Source organism: Candidatus Nitrospira nitrosa, from assembly GCF_001458735.1.
Taxonomy (GTDB): domain Bacteria; phylum Nitrospirota; class Nitrospiria; order Nitrospirales; family Nitrospiraceae; genus Nitrospira_D; species Nitrospira_D nitrosa.
Window position 1 is genome coordinate 1 of record NZ_CZQA01000009.1, and the last position, 18,585, is coordinate 18,585.

Annotated in this window: 18 protein-coding genes and 1 pseudogene; 9 read left to right on the top strand and 10 right to left on the bottom strand. The window is 55.2% G+C overall.

Annotation, left to right across the window (positions count from 1 at the left end; translation table 11 throughout):
- Positions 1–119: 119 nt before the first annotated feature.
- A complete protein-coding gene (locus tag COMA1_RS12195; RefSeq protein WP_090748899.1) occupies positions 120–455 on the bottom strand; it encodes a helix-turn-helix domain-containing protein in 336 nt (111 codons plus the stop codon).
- Positions 456–771: 316 nt separating this feature from the next.
- Between COMA1_RS12195 and COMA1_RS12200 the strand changes: the two genes are divergently transcribed.
- Together COMA1_RS12200 and COMA1_RS21620 are read left to right on the top strand one after the other, a co-directional pair.
- Positions 772–1,293 (top strand): tetratricopeptide repeat protein, encoded by a 522-nt coding sequence (locus COMA1_RS12200; RefSeq protein ID WP_141654326.1) that lies wholly within the window; start codon positions 772–774, stop codon positions 1,291–1,293.
- 265 nt (positions 1,294–1,558) lie between these two features.
- On the top strand, positions 1,559–1,810 hold the full coding sequence (locus tag COMA1_RS21620; RefSeq protein ID WP_245631060.1) for a hypothetical protein: 252 nt from the start codon (positions 1,559–1,561) through the stop codon (positions 1,808–1,810).
- Positions 1,811–1,836: 26 nt separating this feature from the next.
- On the opposite strand, the pseudogene COMA1_RS22025 reads toward COMA1_RS21620, so the two are convergent.
- The 5 genes and pseudogenes from COMA1_RS22025 to COMA1_RS21100 all read right to left on the bottom strand — a co-directional run.
- Positions 1,837–1,977: pseudogene (locus COMA1_RS22025) on the bottom strand (FmdB family zinc ribbon protein); the annotation flags it as partial.
- A gap of 61 nt (positions 1,978–2,038) precedes the next feature.
- The gene (locus COMA1_RS12210; protein WP_090748905.1) at positions 2,039–3,232 is read right to left on the bottom strand and encodes a pyridoxal phosphate-dependent aminotransferase; all 1,194 of its coding nucleotides are present in this window, start codon (positions 3,230–3,232) and stop codon (positions 2,039–2,041) included.
- Entirely contained in the window at positions 3,229–3,717 is a 489-nt protein-coding gene (gene coaD, locus COMA1_RS12215) for a pantetheine-phosphate adenylyltransferase (protein WP_090748907.1), read from the bottom strand. The genes COMA1_RS12210 and coaD overlap by 4 nt, the downstream gene beginning before the upstream one ends.
- Positions 3,718–3,729: 12 nt before the next feature.
- Positions 3,730–4,281 carry a 16S rRNA (guanine(966)-N(2))-methyltransferase RsmD gene (rsmD, locus tag COMA1_RS12220; RefSeq protein ID WP_090748909.1) on the bottom strand — a complete coding sequence of 184 codons (552 nt, stop codon included), beginning with the start codon at positions 4,279–4,281 and terminating at the stop codon, positions 3,730–3,732.
- 288 nt (positions 4,282–4,569) lie between these two features.
- Positions 4,570–4,743 carry a hypothetical protein gene (locus COMA1_RS21100; RefSeq protein ID WP_086426070.1) on the bottom strand — a complete coding sequence of 58 codons (174 nt, stop codon included), beginning with the start codon at positions 4,741–4,743 and terminating at the stop codon, positions 4,570–4,572.
- A 187-nt stretch (positions 4,744–4,930) separates the two neighbouring features.
- On the opposite strand from COMA1_RS21100, the gene radC reads away from it, so the two are divergent.
- Both radC and fusA read left to right on the top strand, forming a co-directional pair.
- Complete coding sequence (gene radC / locus COMA1_RS12230) at positions 4,931–5,635, top strand: RadC family protein (protein WP_090748911.1); 705 nt, start codon at positions 4,931–4,933, stop codon at positions 5,633–5,635.
- Between the two features lie 102 nt (positions 5,636–5,737).
- On the top strand, positions 5,738–7,849 hold the full coding sequence (gene fusA, locus COMA1_RS12235; protein WP_090748913.1) for an elongation factor G: 2,112 nt from the start codon (positions 5,738–5,740) through the stop codon (positions 7,847–7,849).
- A gap of 197 nt (positions 7,850–8,046) precedes the next feature.
- On the opposite strand, the gene COMA1_RS12240 is transcribed toward fusA, so the two are convergent.
- The 3 genes from COMA1_RS12240 to COMA1_RS20655 all read right to left on the bottom strand — a co-directional run bounded on the left by COMA1_RS12240 (position 8,047) and on the right by COMA1_RS20655 (position 11,094).
- Positions 8,047–9,357, bottom strand: a complete 1,311-nt coding sequence (locus COMA1_RS12240; RefSeq protein WP_245631062.1) for a Do family serine endopeptidase — start codon at positions 9,355–9,357, stop codon at positions 8,047–8,049.
- A 105-nt stretch (positions 9,358–9,462) separates the two neighbouring features.
- A complete protein-coding gene (locus tag COMA1_RS12245; RefSeq protein ID WP_090748917.1) occupies positions 9,463–10,131 on the bottom strand; it encodes a TrkA C-terminal domain-containing protein in 669 nt (222 codons plus the stop codon).
- 585 nt (positions 10,132–10,716) lie between these two features.
- Positions 10,717–11,094: a hypothetical protein gene (locus tag COMA1_RS20655; protein ID WP_141654327.1), complete on the bottom strand. Its 378-nt coding sequence runs from the start codon at positions 11,092–11,094 to the stop codon at positions 10,717–10,719.
- A 462-nt stretch (positions 11,095–11,556) separates the two neighbouring features.
- On the opposite strand from COMA1_RS20655, the gene COMA1_RS12250 reads away from it, so the two are divergent.
- From COMA1_RS12250 to ilvD, 4 genes are all read left to right on the top strand, one after another.
- Positions 11,557–12,495, top strand: coding sequence for a PP-loop family protein (locus COMA1_RS12250; RefSeq protein ID WP_090748919.1), 939 nt, complete (start codon positions 11,557–11,559; stop codon positions 12,493–12,495).
- Between the two features lie 85 nt (positions 12,496–12,580).
- Positions 12,581–13,630, top strand: coding sequence for a DnaJ C-terminal domain-containing protein (locus COMA1_RS12255; RefSeq protein ID WP_090748921.1), 1,050 nt, complete (start codon positions 12,581–12,583; stop codon positions 13,628–13,630).
- Between the two features lie 316 nt (positions 13,631–13,946).
- Entirely contained in the window at positions 13,947–14,579 is a 633-nt protein-coding gene (locus COMA1_RS12260) for a Spy/CpxP family protein refolding chaperone (protein ID WP_090748923.1), read from the top strand.
- A gap of 208 nt (positions 14,580–14,787) precedes the next feature.
- Positions 14,788–16,461: a dihydroxy-acid dehydratase gene (gene ilvD, locus COMA1_RS12265; protein ID WP_090748925.1), complete on the top strand. Its 1,674-nt coding sequence runs from the start codon at positions 14,788–14,790 to the stop codon at positions 16,459–16,461.
- Here ilvD and COMA1_RS12270 read toward each other — a convergent pair.
- Complete coding sequence (locus tag COMA1_RS12270) at positions 16,451–17,218, bottom strand: class I SAM-dependent methyltransferase (RefSeq protein WP_090748928.1); 768 nt, start codon at positions 17,216–17,218, stop codon at positions 16,451–16,453. The genes ilvD and COMA1_RS12270 overlap by 11 nt on opposite strands.
- 232 nt (positions 17,219–17,450) lie before the next feature.
- Here COMA1_RS12270 and COMA1_RS12275 point away from each other — a divergent pair.
- Positions 17,451–18,577 (top strand): IS3 family transposase gene (locus COMA1_RS12275; protein WP_407921320.1). Its coding sequence is split into 2 segments (ribosomal slippage): positions 17,451–17,697 and positions 17,697–18,577, totalling 1,128 coding nucleotides; the frame shifts between segments, so codons are not numbered across the junction.
- Positions 18,578–18,585 lie beyond the last annotated feature (8 nt).

The following is an 18,585-nucleotide window of genomic DNA, read 5'->3' on the forward strand; positions in this document are numbered from 1 at the left end:
CCAGGACTAGCCGCACGGCCTGCTCTCGGAACTCCTTCGTATACTGCTGTCGCGGGACCTGTTCCATCTCACACCTCCAGCCCTCTCATTCTAGGTTGAAGGCGTCCACTTTTTCGAGCTTACCTCATGGTACGGTCATTGGGGAAATCCAGTGGCAATCGATGGGCGATCTGTTCCGGTGACCACCGGTCGAGGAATCGTGCTTGCACATAGGCGGCCAGTGGGGGATGCGCGAGACGGCCTGCACGCGAAGTTTGCTGGCGCCGCCGCCGGGCATCACGATGGGCCCAATAGCCGGCATACCCACCCCAGGGATCAGTGTTGCGGCGTACTTCCCGACTGACGGTGCTTGGCGCTCGGCTGAGGGCATGGGCAATCTGACGAATCGACCAGCCTAGCATCCGCATCGGGGCAATCGCAGCGCGTTCTTCCAAGCTCAAGTGATGATAACGCATCGTATAACCTCGCTCGGTGAGAATGACGGGTTCGTCTCACTCTACCGAACGGCCGATGCGCTCGCATGCCCCCTGCTGCGGTGTTGCACTTCCAGTTAGAATTCGCGGAGATGCTTACAGAGAACTTGGGCGGTATGAATAGGCGATTCAAGACTACTCAGAGGCTCTCAAAATCCAGTCGAGTCATGCTCCAAGCCTCAGAAATCGTGGGTGGGTCTATGACTGTACCGGGGACCTTGAGAAGAGTCTGGCCGATTTTAATCAGCTGTTAGCACGGTTTCCCGAGGATCTCCTGACGCGTCGAATGCGTGGATGGGTGCGTATTGAAATAGGAGATAAAGATGGTGCGCTGGCTGATCTGAGCTACGCTTTGGAGAGGGGAAGTAAGGACTCTTGGACATTCCTAAATGCCGCCGCCGCATATTCCCTTCATGAGAATACGGCCAAAGCTCTGGAAGTGAATGGACAAGGCTTGGCACTAAAAGATCCAGACAGTGAGTATGCGCTTCAGTTTCAACGAGGGCTCCTGCTCCTCATAAGCGGTCAGGAGGCGGAGGCTAGAGCGTTCTACAAGAAGGCGGGAGCTTCGGCATTAAAGAAGCAAGACCCATTGGATCTGCAAGTGGCGATAGCTGAGCTTAAAGAGGAAATGAACTTTCACCCTCACATTGCTGGCGTAGCAGAATCTATCCTGAAGGAACTTGAGCATGTATTGACCAAGACAAAGGCACCGCATAAGCCACGACGAAACCAATGTCAACAGTTCAAAAAAGAGAGTGAGGCGGGTCATCGTGTCACCGCCGTGCGGCCAGTGAGGGATGCGGTGACTCTTCGCTGACGGATCTTCTCTTGAATCCGGAGGCGCTCGTTGATTCGGTGGGTTTGTCCCGTCCGCGCGGACAGTGCGGGGTTCAGTGGTGACGAGTTACCTCATTTCATGACGAATCGCGCCTCAGCACTACAATACCTCCGTCATGCTTGCCTCCTATCCACAGCGATAGGCAGGGGGCAGTGCTTGAAGCGTAAGTGCGGGCGATGGCGCCTCGTCTTCGCGGAAAAAGAGGCGTCGTATACCTACGATAATTGTTTCGAGGTGGTTGTGGATGATCGGGCGAAAGAAACCGAGTTCCACGTCTCCCCGTAGCCGTCTAACCGTTATGAGGCCGCCGGATGCTGATTGTTATGAAGAGGACGTGGTTGTCGTAGACCCGGTTGCGCCTGATGCCGGCGTTGATGAGGAGGCAGGGGGAGATGTCGTCGTTGTTGCCGGCGCAGTCGATTCTTTCTTTTCCGGTGATTTGGTCGCGGTCGTTTCACCTCCGCTACTAGACGGGGGTTTGAGCTTGTCCGAATAGTCTGTCACATACCACCCGCTTCCCTTAAACATGATGCCTGGCGACGAGATGAGGCGGCGGACCGCTTTCCCGCATCGTTCGCATGCGGAGAGTGGGTCATCCTTTATACTCTGTTTCACCTCAAAGCGATGTGAACAACTGTCACATTGATATTCATACGTTGGCATTGGTGCGTCCTTCCTCCATCAGTCTTCTATTCACGGTACCTTGGGATGAGCCGGTGGTCGTTTACACCAGCTTGGCAAAGGCTTGTCCCAGTCGTTCAAGTCCTCTGGTAATGTTGGTCATGCTGGTGGCATATGACAATCGGAGATGGTCATGACTGCCGAACGGCTCGCCTGGGACTACTGCGATGTGCGCATCGTTCAACAGATAGTTGGCCAACTCGTTGGGTGTCTTGAGCATACCTGAAGGCCCTCGTTTCCCCAAGACTCCTTTAATATTGGGGAATGCGTAGAAGGCGCCACGAGGCATCGAGCAGGTCACACCTGGAATGTTGTTCAGTCCCTCGACGATCGTCTTTCGCCGGCGCGAAAACTCTTCGACCATTTTAACTGTGAATGGTTCTCCAAGGCGTAACGCGGCGACGGCTGCCTTCTGTGCGATCGAACAGGGGTTGGAGGTGCTCTGGCTTTGGATATTGGCCATGGCCGTAATGAGCTCTTTGGGGCCTGCCGCATAGCCGATACGCCACCCGGTCATGGCATAGGCTTTTGACACTCCGTTGATGACGACGGTTCGCGCAGCAATCTCGGGCCCCAACGAGGCGATACTCACGTGGCTGGCTCCATCGTAGAGGACTTTCTCATAGATCTCGTCGGAAATCACGATGAGATCATGGCGAATGGCCACGGCCGCGATCTGCTCCAAGGTGCTGCGGTCATAGGTGGCCCCGGTTGGGTTGCCTGGGCTGTTGACAAGAATGGCTTTGGTTTTCGGGGTAATGAGCTGTTCGAGTTGTGCCGGCCGAATGGCATACCCTTCGTCTTCTTTGGTCGGCATGAGGATCGGAGTCGCATCGTTCAAGAGGGCTTGATCAGAGTAGGAGACCCAGTAGGGAGTGGGAATGATAATCTCATCCCCTGCTTCAAGCAACGCTTCCGCCAGATTATACAGCGAATGTTTGGCGCCGCAGGACACTAGAATTTGAGACTTGTCATACCGAACTCCAAGTTCAGCCCATAATTTCTCGGCGACGGCGCCGCGCAACTCGTCAATGCCCGAGGAGGGCGTATATTTGGTAAACCCCGCGCGAATAGCAGCCTCCGCTGCGGCCTTGACCGGCTCCGGTGTATCGAAATCCGGTTCTCCGGTTGAAAAGTCAACGATGTCTAATCCCTGTGCCGCCATGGCCTTGGCTGTCGCCGCCATGGCGAGTGTGGGGGACGGAGCGATGCGGCTGACACGGGCAGCAAGTTTCATGATTTGAGACTCCTGATACGATCATTCAGACGGCGTGCGACTTCAGGGTGAAGAAATTCAGTCAGTGTACCTCCATGCCGTGCCACTTCTTTGATAATGGTCGACGAAAGGTAGGAGTACTCTTCGCTGGGCATCAAGAACACGGTCTCCACGGTTTTCGCTAATTTTCGATTGATCAGCGCCATCTGGAATTCATGTTCAAAGTCTGAGATCGCCCGTAAGCCTCGAATAATGGCGTTGGCACCAGACCGCTCAACGTAATCAACCAACAAGCCGTCAAATTGCGTGACTTCGATCTGAGGAAGGTCCTTCATGACGAGTTTGACCATCTCGACGCGCTCCGTCACATTGAATAACGGATGCTTGGAGGGGTTTGGCGCGACGGCCACCACCACTCGATCAAACATCCGGAGGCTGCGGGTGATGATATCTGTATGCCCGTGGGTGATAGGGTCAAATGTGCCGGGGTAAATGCCTGTTTTCATGTTTCGTACATATCAAGAGGAGTAGAGCGACAGCATGGTGTCGCCGTAGCGATATTGTCGGCGCAAGCTGGTAGGGCCGAGCGCAGCGGGAACCGTGGTCTTTCCTCCATGTTCGACGACGAGCCAGGCATCCTCAGCAAAGAGTGCCCCGGTTAATGATTGGCTCAATAACGAGGACAGTCCTGTCGTTTCTGCGTAGGGAGGATCGGCAAAGACCACATCGTAGGGACCATTCCACTGGTCTGGGCGTCGAAGGAACTGTTCAACAGCGTGAGGCTGTATCGTCAGTTCCGAGCCAATCTGACAGAGCTGTTTATTCCGCTGGAGAAGCTTCACGGCGTCCTTGTCCGACTCTACGGCGGTGACATGGTCCGCGCCACGGCTGAGAGCCTCGATTCCGACCGCACCGGTTCCTGCATAGAGGTCTAAAAACCGACTGTGTGGCAACCGATTCCCAAGAATAGAAAATAACGCTTCTCGAACTCGATCAGAGGTTGGACGAAGGGTCTGTGTTTGTGGCCCATAAAGACGCCTCCCACGGTAGGTTCCTGCAATCACACGCATTCCACACAGCACCACGCCATACGATGTACTGAACTCTAACATAGCGTTTTTACAGGGGTCAAGAAACGAGGGCTGGGAAGTCGCCGTACTGACGACGAACCTGACGAATCTGGGCGATTGGTTGGGAGATCTGAGGAGGGGGAGATGTCCTTGTCGCTTTGACCGTCTTTTGTGGGAAGACTATAATGACGCTGTCAGTACGCGATGTACAAGCACTCCCGTGATCAGCTCAGACGGTCACGGAGGGCCTGCGGGCTCGTGGAATTCGAGCCCGACTGGTCGATGGTGTCAGCGCGTACCGACGGTCTGGGATTCGCGGGCAGCCAAACTCTTCCGGCGATTATTGGAAATGGTACGGTCGATAATGGCGCCGCAGTTGATGCATTTCCATGCATAAAACACGAGAAAGAAGTCCGAGAACCGTTCCAGCATCATCATTCCCTTGCATTTCGGACATTCCATTGAACCCTCCCAGGGTGGTTACGTTCACAGCTGACGGCGAATTTAAGCAAGAGCTGCACCAAATTGTCAGTCTTTTGTTTTTCAATGATTTACACGTTATGTAGTTAAGTGGGATCAGGGTTTTTCAGGAAATTGACAGTACAAAAGAGTCCGGCTCGTCAATTTTTTGTCCATCACAAGGGATGTCATGGCAGGAAAAGATCGCGGAAAGGGCATCGCGAACTGGCCCCAAGCCGAGCGACCTCGTGAGCGTCTCCTTGCCAAGGGGCCAGAAGCCTTGTCTGATGCCAATCTGCTAGCTATTCTGTTGCGAACCGGCCGTCGTGATGCCTCCGCTGTCCAGATAGCACTTGAACTGCTTGAACGGATGGGCGGGTTGGGAGGCCTCGCGGCCTGCGGGACGGACGAACTCTGTACCATTCCTGGAATCGGCCCGGCCAAGGCTGCTCAGCTCAAGGCCGCCCTGGCACTCGGAAGACGATCACTTGCGGCGCCACTTTCAACCGGGACGCGTATTTCGTCGAGCGCCGACCTCTATAAGCACTTTCACCCCTTACTGCGTGGGATAAAGCACGAACTGTTTAAGGTCGTTTTGCTCGATGCCAAGAACGTCGTGATCAGAGAGGTGACGGTGTCTGAAGGTAGTCTGACCCTCAGCATCGTCCATCCTCGTGAGGTCTTCGCCCTGGCCGTCCGTGAATCGGCGGCTGCTGTGATTCTTCTTCATAATCACCCCAGTGGAGATCCCACACCGAGTGGTGAGGATCGGCAACTGACGAGCCGACTTGTCGAGGCCGGACGGTTGTTGGGGATCCGTGTGGTGGACCATATCATCCTCGGAGATGGTCGCTACGTGAGTTTTGCGGATGAGGGGTGGCTGACCGAGCAGTAGGGATGGATGACATCCTGGGAATGTTCGTCAACCTGAGCATGGGAGTAGAAAGGTGAGGATACAAATGGCGTAGAACACCATCGTGGATAAGGAGGGCCGATCATGCAAACAGCCTGTGGAGAGTCCATCAGGAATGTGGCGATCGTATCCAGTGCCAATGCAGGGAAGACCTCTCTCAGCGAAGCCTTGTTGTACATGGGGGGAGCGCTTCCCGTACTTGGCTCGGTCATGCAGGGAACAACTGTTTCGGATTTTGAGCCTGAAGAACTCCGTCATCGTACGTCGACCAGTGCCAGCCTGCTGCAGTTTTCGTGGAATCAGACCCAGCTCACCCTGATCGATACTCCCGGTACTTTAGCGTTACTCGGTGAGTCGATGGCCGCGCTCCGTGCCATCGATGCGGTGGTTCTCGTCATGACCGAGCAGATCGGCGTGCGTACCGAACTCTCTCGACTGTGGGCAAAGATCACAGAGTTGGAACTTCCCTGCCTGTTGTTCGTGAGCGGGCTTGATAAGGATGGCGTCGCCTATGAGGACGTGCTTGAACGGTGTCGTACACAACTCGACTGTACGCCGATTCCCATGACGGTGCCGGTCCGTTCTGGTGGGATACTCGATGGTGTCATCGATGTCCGGCTCAAACAGTTCGTCCGATCCGGACCGAGCTCCGTGAAAGTCGACCTCCTCCCCATTCCAGCGCATCTGGAGGAGAGTTTCAGCCGAGCACGAACCAAGCTCTTGGAGACTGTGGCAGAGAGTGGAGAAACACTCCTGGAGACCTATCTTGCGGAGGGCGATCTGAACGATGACGCACTGCTTCAAGGACTGCGTCGAGGTATTCTGACCAGGCAATTGCTTCCGGTGTATGCAGGATCGGCCACGCAGAACGTGGGAGTCTCGCCTCTGCTTGATGCTATGGTGAAGCTTCTTCCGTCGCCAACTGAGCGTGGCATGACGCATCCCTGGTACGGTATCCAGCCAGAGACCTCTGAGAGGTGTGAGCGGAAGGGGACTGTTGAGGAACCTTTTTCCGCCTATGTTTTTAAGACGATCATCGACCCATTTGTCGGTCGATTGTCATACTGTCGTGTGGTGTCAGGCAGCGTCCATGCTGATTCGATCGTGATCAATGCCTCTAAACAGGTACGGGAGAAACTTGGCCATTTCTACCGAGTCTTGGGGAAGCGGCATGTGGCGGTCGATTCCGCCAAAGGTGGAGACATTGTGGCGATTGCCAAACTCAAGGACACTCACACCGGTGATACGTTGTCGCAGGAAGGGAATCCGATTTGCTATCCAGGGCTTGGTCTGCCGAGACCAATTTTGTCGTATGCGATCGAGGCCAGATCGAAGGCGGAGATCGATAAGGTCGGTCTCGGCCTGCACAAACTCATCGAAGAAGATCCGACGCTGGAATTCTCCCGGAACGATGAGACCAAAGAAATGGTGCTTAGTGGGATGGGGCAATTCCATATCGATCTTGCGCTGGAAAAGCTCCATCGAAAATTCGGAGTTGATGTCATTCTCCATACTCCGAAAATTCCTTATCGAGAAACCATCAAGACGCAATCCCAGGCGCAGGGAAAGTACAAGAAACAGACGGGGGGGCACGGGCAGTACGGCGACTGTTGGCTCGAGGTGGCGCCGCTGCCGCGAGGACAGGGTTTTACCTTTGAGAATCGAGTCGTCGGAGGGGCCATTCCACGGAATTTTATTCCGGCGGTGGAAAAGGGTGTGCATGAGGCGATGCACGAGGGGCCGCTGAGCGGCTGTCCGGTGGTCGATGTACAGGTTGCTGTTTATGATGGGTCTTACCATGTGGTTGATTCTTCAGAAATGTCATTCAAGATGGCAGGCTCGATGGCATTCAAAAAGGCGATGGAGAGCGCCCATCCTGTCCTGTTGGAGCCGGTGATGACGATCGAGATCGACACACCGACCGATACGGTGGGGGCCGTGATGGGGGATTTGAACGTCCGTCGAGGACGCATCCTCTCCGTGAATGCGCACGATCAGGTGGAACAGATTACGGCGCTGGTCCCCTTGGCGGAATTACTTCGGTATGCCACCGCGTTGAATGCCATGACTGCCGGTCGAGGGAGTTATGCCATGGAGTTTGCGCAGTACGACGAAGTGCCACGGGATCTCGTGGGAAAGATTCTGGAGAAGCGGAAGGCTGACAGACCGGCCGTTGCATCGCACGCGGAACACTAGCATGGTCTTAACAAAGTGCTTATGTGCATCACAACGCAGGAGTGCGCGGATCTCACGGACGCATTCAGAATTCCCTGCAGGCCGTTCGGAAAGGCCGCAGCACGCGAAGAAGGGAAGCGTACGCTTGGGTACGTTGAGCCTTTGAGCACCGTGAGAACGCCGCTGGAGGACTTTATCAATGGCTCTGCTAGAGCCTGCTAGTCGGAGGTTTTCAAAACGACATAGAATGCGCGAGTTTCACGCAGAACGCGTAACAAGATTGTGTCGCCACGCCGTGATCGGGCGATGGCTGCGGTATAGTCGGCGAGAGAAGCGGTCTCCACGCGGTTGACTTCTTTGATCAAGTCGCCCTCGCGGAGTCCTTCGGCGTGGGCCAAGCTGTTTGACTCGACCCGCATAATCACCACGCCTTTCGTTTCACGAAGCTTGAATTTTTCAGCGAGGCTTGCCGTTAATTCCTGAACCTCAATTCCTAGTTTCACTTCGGTTCGCGCGTGAGGAGCCGTGGGTACGGCTGCCACGTCGCGGCGTTCCGTGAGGAGAATGGTGAGCGTCACGTGCGTAAGATCTCGGATCACGTCGATCTTGGCCCGTGCACCCGGAGTCAGTGTCCCGATCAGTCGCGAGAGCTTATTCGGTGAGTCGACGATCGCGCCGTCGATCCGGAGGATGACATCCCCCGGTCGTATTCCGGCGATGGCGGCGGGATCATTCTCAAATACTTCGTTCACCAAGACCCCTTCGCCCTCGGTGACGCCGAATTTCTTGGCGAGCTCGGCCGTCAGGGGTTGAATGCCGACCCCAAGCCATCCGCGAATGACCTTTCCTTTTGCCAGCAGTTGTTCAATGACCTGTTTGGCCATGTTTGAGGGAATGGCAAACCCAATGCCCTGGGCGAAATTGATGATCGCCGTATTAATTCCGATCACTTCACCTCGAAGGTTAAACAGCGGGCCCCCGGAGTTTCCTGGGTTGATCGACGCATCGGTCTGAATGAAGTTTTCGTATCGTGAAAGGTTGATATTTTCACGGCCGATGCCGCTGACGACACCGAGCGTTACCGTACGGTCCAAGCCAAAGGGGTTTCCAACCGCCAGTACCCATTGACCGACTTTGACCGCGGAAGAGTCGCCGAACCGCGCGCTGGGAAGCGGCCGATCGGCGGTCACTTTGAGCAGCGCCAAATCCGTATCCGGGTCCTTGCCGATGACCTGAGCAATAAGCTTGGTCTTGTCTGAGAAACGAACTTCAATCTCCGTGGCATCGCCGATGACATGATTGTTGGTTACGATGTGTCCGTCACTATCCACGATGAGGCCAGAACCGGAGCCTGAGGCATTCGGCGTCCGGTCTCCTGACGTGTCACGGGACCTTCCTGCGGTGGAGATGGGAAAGAGATTCACGACGGAGGGTTTGGTCTGTTCAGCGAGTTCGGTAATGACGGTTTGAATTTCTTCGAGCATGCGAAGGCCGGTCGAGTCGGGCGAGACGGCTTCGACTGCAGGCACGAAAGAGATCCATACAAGAAAGAAAAGGAGGAGTAGGGACATGGGTGAAAGATCTCGAACTGTACGGGACGACATCACGACCATGAAGGAAGATTGTAGCTGATCTTATGTTCGTGTGCCTACTCCCTGGGAGGACAGTGTCAGCGTCGGGGTGAGGGGGCGTTGTCCGGTAAACCAGTGCGTGAGTTGATCGAGCTCAGTTTGAGGGCCGATCACGATCACGATGTCGCCGGGTCGTAGGACGAGGTCACTGTTGGGAGCCAAGAGACAAGGCCCTCGCAGAATCGTGGCGACGTAGGACGCGAGCGGTGCGGGAACGGCACTCAGCGGTTGTCCGGAGGCAGCGGCGTCACGCACCACTGTGAGACGCTCGATCCCTGCCGATCGGACGGTCAGGTCGTGATGCAATAAAAGCAAATCTTGATGGATTGCTTCAAGTTTGAGTTCTCGGATTTGTGCATCGACTTGTAGTAAGGATCGTTTCAATTCATGCACGCGAGCGCGAGCATCGGTTAAGGCTTCATCAACCGCGTACACAATCGAATCCGGCTGAAGTCTGGAGTGGAGTCGATCGGAGACTTGCACGGCGATGAGTTGCCCAACTCGAGCGGTCACGTCGTCGATGCGTTGGAGCAAGGAGGATGCCTGCCAATGCAGTCGGATAATCTCAATCTTGCGGTTGACGACTTCAGAAATCGACAAAATACCTTCATAGAAGGCGTGTCCGGTGATCGAAAGTTCTTTATGGACTCGGTCGAGCAGCTCAAAACTCATGTTCTGATAACGTATATTATGTCAACTTACAGATTATTTCGACCATCTGTAGCGACTGCTGGCCTCCTGCTCTGTACGCAAGAAAGCGATGCCTCAGATGCTGGTCGGACTATAGCACATTCGTTCCCCAGGCGCAGCGTGTGAGTCGGATCACCGCTGTTATCTGCTGGGAATAACGGCGGATACATTGCAACAAAGACTCACCATTGGAAGTCAGTGGTGGGTCGGAAGCTCCACGCCCCTGTCGTTTCACCCTAGCTACCACGAAAAAAGTTTATGTGTTAGTTGAAGATTTTGAATAGGAGCAAGCCACCTCGAGCGAAGATGAACTCACCTCCCTCCGCACGCATGTGAATCGTCAGCAACCATTCGGGCCAGCTCAATGGCAAACGCGCATGCCACCAGGTCTCCGACTGGAATCCACGTTGCGCAGCTGCCCCCGAAAATCCCGGCCTGAAAAGTAGCCTATATCCCCTTTTCTTGTTTTCGCGATTCCCGACTCCGTTATAGGTGTAGGCGGCTTGGTTGATCGTCGGGCCGCTGGTGCCGAGCTGGTGGAGAATCTGCTGGACTTGCGAGGCGGGATCATAGATTTAACTCTTGGCTGGTCTTTAAAGAGAGCATGCTTTTTAGGCATACTTTCCGTCGTTTGTATTTGCGGAGTAGGTCTTTTCTTGCAGCGCTTGCCATCACTTGATCAGAATCTAGAAATGTAAGAACAACATATTTTGCCAACTGACTGTCAGAAAGAGATTTTTCAAGCCACCATCGAAAGGCACCGTAACGGTAATGTTCAGAGGCAGCCTCTGAACCAGGCTCATAATCCTTTCTTTGTGTCTGATAAAGCTTCTGCGAATACATTCCCCATGCGAGCCATTGAATGGGAAAATTCAGCAATTTGGCAAATTGGTGTCTTGATGCCCGTTTTGGTATTGATCGTGAGGAAGCCTTTCGCTCTTTCATCGATGATCAACTAATGGACATGGTGATTCGACTCGCTGCTCAAAGAGCTCTGGCATGATTTCAGAAGGAAAGAAATTTGTGTCAGAGCTTGAATTGTGCATTACTGCTCAGCAGCAGCATATCCCGTGACATGGTGTATGGCATCTCACTGAGCTAACTGTACGTGAAGTCGCTGAGTCCGCCAACATGTCTGCAAGAATTTACTGAGCTTCATCGACCAGGATAGACTCCGTGAAGTGAGTGGAGGCGGGAAGTAGTTTCCGAACTGACGCCAGCCTTTCAGGCAGCGGCAAGCGCGGTCGCGTTCAAGCATGCACGTCACAAGAAGTTCTATGTGTTTTGACCGACCTGACCAGGGAAATCGAAAGACTCAAGATAGACGGAGGGTGTTCCCTCAGGCTGTCAGAACCGCACCAGTCCCAATTTGCAATCAGCCTGGTTCGTCCGTATGATCAGCGCGCGATGAACTGTACAAAGTGTAAGACCAAAGCCGTGCTGAAATTGCCGCGTCACAACGCGGCATTCTGCAAGAATTGCTTTAACTCTTTCACCCATGATCAAGTCGTGCGAGCGATCAAGTCACAAGAGATGTTTGGGAAGGATGACCGCATTCTCGTGGCCGTGTCGGGAGGAAAGGACAGTCTGGCGCTGTGGGATATTCTCTTGAAGTTGGGATACAAGGCCGACGCGCTCTATGTGAATCTCGGCATCCCGGGCTACTCGGATCGCTCAAAAGACAAAGTCCAGCGTTATGCCGAAACAGTGGCCGCACCCTATCGTGCCACGCTGCACCTCCACACCGTTGAACAAACCGAAGGCGCCGGGATCAAAGAGCTTGCGCAGCTCGTGCATCGCCCGACCTGTAGTACGTGCGGTACCATTAAACGTTATCAATTCAATCGTGTTGCGATCGAGCAGGACTATGATGTGATGGCGACCGGCCACAATCTCGATGATGAGGCTGCCCGGTTGCTCGGGAACGTACTCCATTGGCAGGAAGACTATCTCGAGAAACAGAGCCCAAATCTTCCTGCCTCGATCGATGGCTTTGCGAAAAAGGTGAAGCCACTTTATAGATTAACGGAGCGTGAACTGGCTGCCTATTGCGTGCTGAATGGGATCGATTACATCGTGGATGAATGTCCTATGGCTCAGGGCGCGCGCACGCTGCTGTATAAGGAGGTTCTCAACCGACTGGAGACTGAATCGCCAGGGACGAAACAATATTTCTATTGGGGATTCTTGGAAAAGCAACGCAAGAAAGCGCCTCCCGTAGCGACCATGACGGAGAAAGACCAAGCCTCGCTGCACCCCTGCCCCACTTGTGGGCAACCCACCACCGCCGAAACCTGCTCCTACTGTAAGCTCATGGCGCGAGCCAAAGCATCACCCGCTCGTTGAGCCATTCGGCTCTTGCAAACCTCGTGCGCACTCCGTAAGCTGAGCCGTAACGGCATTGACTCTACTCTCCTCGAACGGATGTGGTATGGGGACGGCTCCGCAAGATTACTATCAGACGCTCGGTGTTTCCCGAACAGCCTCTGCCGAGGAGATCAAGAAAGCCTTTCGGCGACTTGCTCGTCAATACCATCCTGACCTTCATTCCGGTGCGAAGAAGGCTGAGATGGAAAAGAAATTTAAAGAGCTGAATGAAGCGCAGGAAGTTCTCACCGATCCTGAGAAGCGAAAGAAGTATGATCAGTACGGGAACGAGTGGGACCAAGCCCAAGCATTTGAAAAGGCTCGCCAGCAGGCTTGGAACAGGGGCGCGAACAGTCCGTGGGACTTTGAGCAAGACCCTAATAGTCGCGGCGGTTCCGGGGAGCACTTCTCCGATTTCTTTGAGAGTCTGTTTGGGAATCGTAAGCAAGGGACCGGAGGACGAAGTGCGAGCGGACGAGCTGGACAGGATTTAGAGACGGAAGTGCAGTTGACCCTGCGAGAAGTCTTGACCGGTGTCGTTAAACGGGTCAATTTGAGGGAACCTCAAGCTTGTTCGACCTGTCATGGGCACGGCATGGTGCGAGGACGGCCTTGTGGGACCTGCCAGGGAACTGGGAGAGTCACCGAACACAAGACCATTGAAGTGAGAATTCCCGCCGGTGTGCAGGACGGAACTCGTGTCCGAGTTGCGGGGAAAGGTCAGCTTGGGAGCGATGGTGGAAAGCGTGGTGATCTCTATCTTCAGGTGAGTATCGCCACCGACCCGATTTTTCGTCGGCAGGGTTCAGATCTCCATGTCGCCCTCCCCATCTATCCCTGGGAAGCGATTCTTGGCGCCGATGTGACCGCGCCCACCTTAACAGAACCGGTCAAAGTCAAAGTGCCGCCTGGCAGCAAGGCGGATGCGAAGCTTCGACTCAAGGGGAAAGGGCTTCCCTCGGCCACCGGTGGGGCGGGAGATCTCTTTTTGACGTTACAGATTGTGATGCCGACGATGGCCACGGAGGAAGAACGAATCCTCTATGAACGGTTGAGCAAACAACGGCATCCGGATCCTCGCGCGGAACTACTCCATCAGGCTCAACGACACTAGCGGAATACGGGATGAAGGATTGCCGGTGGCGTCTCGCTTCGCTCAGAGGCGCACGGTACCGCTCAGCGTACGACTCACCTTTTTCCACACTACGGCCTAGCTCTCGGTTTTTGTAAATTTTGCATAGTCGCCGAACGTCGTTTCTCTCCTCGATATCCCTGACGGCATCAGAGATCACGATGAGTTTTCCCGTCGCCTCGTAGAGTCGACAGGGTTGCTGCTTGGACATTCGTGATGAAGTCGAACGGCTCGCTTGCGTTGCAGCGCGTGCTGTGGCAAGCTTCGGGCGAGGGGCTTCCAAACCAAGGAGGAATTCATGAGGTCAGTCACGAAGACGACAACCGTTGCGGTTCTATCCGCCTGTCTGTTGGTGTTGGGTGTACCCAGTCTGTGGGCGAATGATCCAAGCTATGGACATGCGGGAGGCGGACATGGCGCCGGTGGCAGTCATGGGTACGGGAAAGGGATGATGCATAGCGGAACCGGCCACTTGATTCGGCACCTGCTCAAGCATGAGAAGGATATCGGACTCAGTGGGGATCAGATCACCAAGCTTAAAGAGTTGCAGTTGAACCTTGACCGTGTCCGGATTAAGACGGAGGCGGACATTCAGATTGCCGAACGTGAGGCGAAGGCGCTGACCGATGAAGACAAGTCCGATCTCGGAGCGATCGAAGCAAAACTGAGACAGAGTGAAGACCTCCAAATTGGATTGCGCATGGCGGCCATCAAGGCTCGACGCGATGTGATGGCGGTATTGACTCCGGAACAGCGCGCGAAGGAAAAGTCCGAGCATGACAAAGTGATGGAGCAACACAAGGGGTCAGGGGGGCCTCATGGAGGGACGATGCCCTATGGCACGAATCCTCATGGAGCCAACCCACATGGTAGTAATCCACACGGAAAGAACCCCCATGAGGTTGCACCTCCGACAACACCAGGCAACTAGCTCGATGATCACACGGTCCGCTAGCTGGTTCTCAGATCGCGGTCACGTGCGTGACGCGTCGTTCAGTCAGTTGTCGAATACGAGATGCGATGATCCCGCTGGCTCTTCTGCTTCGAGTCGTGATACCTACGTCATCGAGGCGACAAGGGCTGCGACATAGTTTTTAACAACCTGCTCGGCTGTGCAGTAAAGAGGACCTCAACGACCGATGAAAAAACAAGTCAAGCTTCAAAGTCATGATCTCTTGGTGGGAGCCGGACGTGCCCCGGCTCGGGCGATGTTGAAAGCCGTGGGCTTTACGGACGACGACTTGACGAAGCCGATCGTCGGTGTTGCCAACACATGGACAGAGGTCATGCCCTGTAATTTCCATCTGCGCCGGCTTTCCGAGCGCGTGAAGGCCGGCATCCGAGCTGCCGGTGGGACTCCGATCGAATACAACACCATCGCCGTGTCCGATGGAATTTCCATGGGGACCGAAGGCATGAAGGCCTCGCTCATCAGCCGTGAGGTCATCGCTGATTCGATTGAACTTGTGGCGCGTGGACATTTGTTTGATGCGGTCGTGGCCCTGTCCGGTTGCGATAAGACGATCCCTGGAACCGTCATGGCCCTCGCCCGGTTGAATTTGCCGTCGATCATGCTGTACGGCGGGTCGATCATGCCTGGACAGTTTCAGGGACATGATGTGACCATTCAAGATGTCTTTGAAGCCGTGGGAAAACATGCCTCCGGAAGGATGACCGATGCCGAACTGAAAGACCTGGAGGACCATGCCTGTCCGGGGCCTGGAGCCTGTGGCGGGCAGTTTACGGCCAATACCATGGCGATTGCTTTTGAGTTTCTTGGTATTTCTCCCATGGGGCGCAACGGAGTGCCCGCCATGGATGGGCGGAAGGATGACGTGGCATTCGAGTGCGGCAAGATGGTGATGGAGCTGGTGAAGCAGGATCTTCGCCCGCGTCAGCTCATTACGCGCAAGTCATTGGAGAATGCGATTGCTGCCGTCGCTACCACCGGAGGCTCGACGAATGCCGTGCTGCATCTGCTCGCGATCGCCCGCGAATCGGGGATCAAGCTGAGCATCGACGACTTCGACCGGATCAACCGCAAGGTCCCCTTGCTGGCCGATTTGAAGCCGGGTGGTCGCTTTGCCGCAGCGGATCTCTATGCGGCGGGGGGGACCACCTTGGTCGCCAAGCGATTGCTCGATGCCGGGTTGCTCCATGGGAATCAACCGACTGTCACCGGTCGGACGATCGGTGAAGAGGCATCGCAGGCTCGTGAAGCCTCGGGCCAGCAAGTGTTGCGTCCCCTCGCCCATCCGATCAAGCCAACCGGCGGCCTTGTCATTCTGAAAGGAAACTTGGCACCGGAGGGGTGTGTCGTGAAGGTCGCGGGCCATTCGATGACGAAGTTTCAAGGACCAGCAAAGGTGTATGATCAGGAAGAAGACGCGTTCGTGGCGGTCAAGGCTGGGCAAATCAAACCCGGTGACGTCGTCGTGATTCGGTATGAAGGCCCGTCGGGTGGTCCAGGGATGCGCGAGATGCTCGGCGTGACGGCAGCGATCGTTGGCGCAGGGCTCGGTGATTCCGTTGCCTTGCTCACCGACGGCCGTTTCTCCGGAGCCACGCATGGGCTCATGGCCGGCCATGTGTCGCCTGAAGCGGTAAAGGGCGGGCCCATTGCGGCGGTCAAGAACGGCGACATCATTACCTTCGATATTCCCAAACGTCGCCTTGATGTAAAACTCTCGAAAAAAGAGATCGTGACTCGACTGAAGAAGGTCAAACGACCGACTCCGCGATACACTTCAGGAGTCATGGGAAAGTATGCGCGGCATGTGTCATCGGCTTCTGAGGGAGCGGTCACGAGCTAGCACCTTGCGGCTTCTCCAGACAGACGGTCACGACACTCGTAACCGCGTCTTCGCGAGTCAATCGATGGAGGTATGGCAAGGACGGTAACGCGTTGTCAACCGATTCGTTTCGCTGTGACTCTTCATGCCGAACGACAAACCCTGCCTCCTTGAATAGCGTCAACCACTCAGATTTTCTGAGGCGGTTTGTATATGAACTGCGGTTCCACTTCATGAGGTTCCAGAGCCATTCCGGATACCGAAGCCCCTGAAACAACTGCTGCGGAAGGAGGTCGGAATTTCCATAGACTGAGTGGTCGCCCAGGTCTATCACTGCAACCAACTTCCCACCCAGGCGCAATACCCTGAAACATTCCGCCACAGTAACCGAGGGATAACGAAGATGCTCAAAGGCCGTATGGGACCAAATGAGGTCAAACTGCTGTCCATCGAACGGTAAGCGTTTTCCATCGTAGGTCCGGTACTGAACAACGTTCCTCCCCGCGTCGGCCATGAGATAGTCGTTGATATCGATCGCCACACAGCTTCTTGCCCCAGATGCACGCGCATACTCTAACACTTCAAGCGTGTGGCCAGGTCCGATCTCCAAGACATCTACCCCTATGACCGGCACAAACCGGGAGAACATTTCAAAAACTCGCTTGGCCAGCACTGGATCGGCATTGAGACCGGTTGAATGGTGCCGTTGGGCAAATTTTGCCACCGGTCGCAAGCCCATGAGCAAGTTTTGAAAGACTTCTTTTAGAATAAACATCATTTGCTGGACGCAAGGGCAGTACAGAAACAGGCGGGCTGATCTACCGTCTCTTCATCTAGCCACGTATGCCGAGCATCATGCTGTTGGGCTCGACCTCGCTGAATAGGCATAGCGGTGCGCTACTGAGATGGCACTGGAGCCAGAGGGGGCTCCGGAAATTCGGACAGTATGGTAAGTGGTAGCCTGGCTTCACCGACGCCACCGAGAGGTGGCGACACAAAGGAGCGAGGCAATGAAACGCACGAGACGGAATCACGGAGCCACCTTCAAAGCGCAGGTGGCGTTGGCCGCAGTTAAAGGGGACAAGACGCTGGCCGAATTGGCTGAACAATTCAGCGTCCACCCCACTCAAATCACCGAATGGAAGCAACAATTGTTGGCGCGAGCCGCAGACGTGTTCGGCGGAACGAAGGCTTCCTCAGAGACACCGGATCTCAAGACCTTGCATGCGAAGATCGGGCAACTGGCGTTGGAGAATGATTTTTTAGAAGGGGCGCTCACCAAGGCGGGCTTGCGGAGCGCAAAGCGATGATCGACCGGACTCACACGTTACCGGTGGTGCGGCAATGCCAACTGCTGAAGCTGGCTCGCTCGACCGCTTATTACCAGCCGACGCCGGTCTCCGAGACGACGCTGGTGTTGATGCGGCGGCTCGATGAGCTGCATCTGCAGTATCCCTTTGCTGGGGCGCGGATGCTGCGCAATCTCCTCAGGCAAGAGGGCCGGGCCGTTGGTCGGCGCCAGGTGGCCACCCTGATGCGTCGCATGGGGATTGAGGCCCTGTATCAAAAACCACATCTCAGTCGGCGACATCCGGCCCAGCAGGTTTATCCCTATCTCCTGCGCGACCTGGGGATCTTACGCCCCAATCAGGTCTGGGCCGCCGATATCACCTATATTCCAATGCGCCGGGGCTTTGTGTATCTTTTCGCAGTGCTCGACTGGGCGAGTCGCCGGGTGCTGGCCTGGCGGCTCTCCAATACGTTGACGACGGACTTCTGTCTCGACGCCGTGCGGGAAGCGATCACGCAGTATGGCTGCCCCGAGATTTTCAACACCGACCAAGGGTGCCAGTTCACCAGCCAGGAATTCACGGGACTCTTGAAAGACCAGGGGATTCAGATCAGCATGGACGGCAAAGGCTGCTGGCGGGATAACGTGTTCGTGGAGCGACTCTGGAAAAGCATCAAGTATGAGGAGGTCTATTTACATGCGTATGACACCATCAGCACGGCCCATCAAGGGCTGGAGCACTATCTGATGTTTTACAACCAGACCCGACCGCATCAGGCGCTTGATGGCCAGACGCCTGACCAGGTTTATTATGACAATCTGACGACACGGCAGACCGCCGCGTAGTCAGCATT

Bases quoted from the DNA above. Each gene is read 5' to 3' on its own strand.
- COMA1_RS12250 (WP_090748919.1), top strand. From the start codon at position 11,557: ATGAACTGTACAAAGTGTAAGACCAAAGCCGTGCTGAAATTGCCGCGT.
- radC (WP_090748911.1), top strand. From the start codon at position 4,931: ATGGCAGGAAAAGATCGCGGAAAGGGCATCGCGAACTGGCCCCAAGCC.
- COMA1_RS12210 (WP_090748905.1), bottom strand. From the start codon at position 3,232: ATGAAACTTGCTGCCCGTGTCAGCCGCATCGCTCCGTCCCCCACACTC.
- COMA1_RS12245 (WP_090748917.1), bottom strand. From the start codon at position 10,131: ATGAGTTTTGAGCTGCTCGACCGAGTCCATAAAGAACTTTCGATCACC.
- fusA (WP_090748913.1), top strand. From the start codon at position 5,738: ATGCAAACAGCCTGTGGAGAGTCCATCAGGAATGTGGCGATCGTATCC.
- coaD (WP_090748907.1), bottom strand. From the start codon at position 3,717: ATGAAAACAGGCATTTACCCCGGCACATTTGACCCTATCACCCACGGG.
- COMA1_RS21620 (WP_245631060.1), top strand. From the start codon at position 1,559: ATGATCGGGCGAAAGAAACCGAGTTCCACGTCTCCCCGTAGCCGTCTA.
- ilvD (WP_090748925.1), top strand. From the start codon at position 14,788: ATGAAAAAACAAGTCAAGCTTCAAAGTCATGATCTCTTGGTGGGAGCC.
- COMA1_RS21100 (WP_086426070.1), bottom strand. From the start codon at position 4,743: ATGGAATGTCCGAAATGCAAGGGAATGATGATGCTGGAACGGTTCTCG.
- COMA1_RS20655 (WP_141654327.1), bottom strand. From the start codon at position 11,094: ATGAAAGAGCGAAAGGCTTCCTCACGATCAATACCAAAACGGGCATCA.
- COMA1_RS12270 (WP_090748928.1), bottom strand. From the start codon at position 17,218: ATGATGTTTATTCTAAAAGAAGTCTTTCAAAACTTGCTCATGGGCTTG.
- COMA1_RS12255 (WP_090748921.1), top strand. From the start codon at position 12,581: ATGGGGACGGCTCCGCAAGATTACTATCAGACGCTCGGTGTTTCCCGA.
- COMA1_RS12260 (WP_090748923.1), top strand. From the start codon at position 13,947: ATGAGGTCAGTCACGAAGACGACAACCGTTGCGGTTCTATCCGCCTGT.
- rsmD (WP_090748909.1), bottom strand. From the start codon at position 4,281: ATGCGTGTGATTGCAGGAACCTACCGTGGGAGGCGTCTTTATGGGCCA.
- COMA1_RS12195 (WP_090748899.1), bottom strand. From the start codon at position 455: ATGCGTTATCATCACTTGAGCTTGGAAGAACGCGCTGCGATTGCCCCG.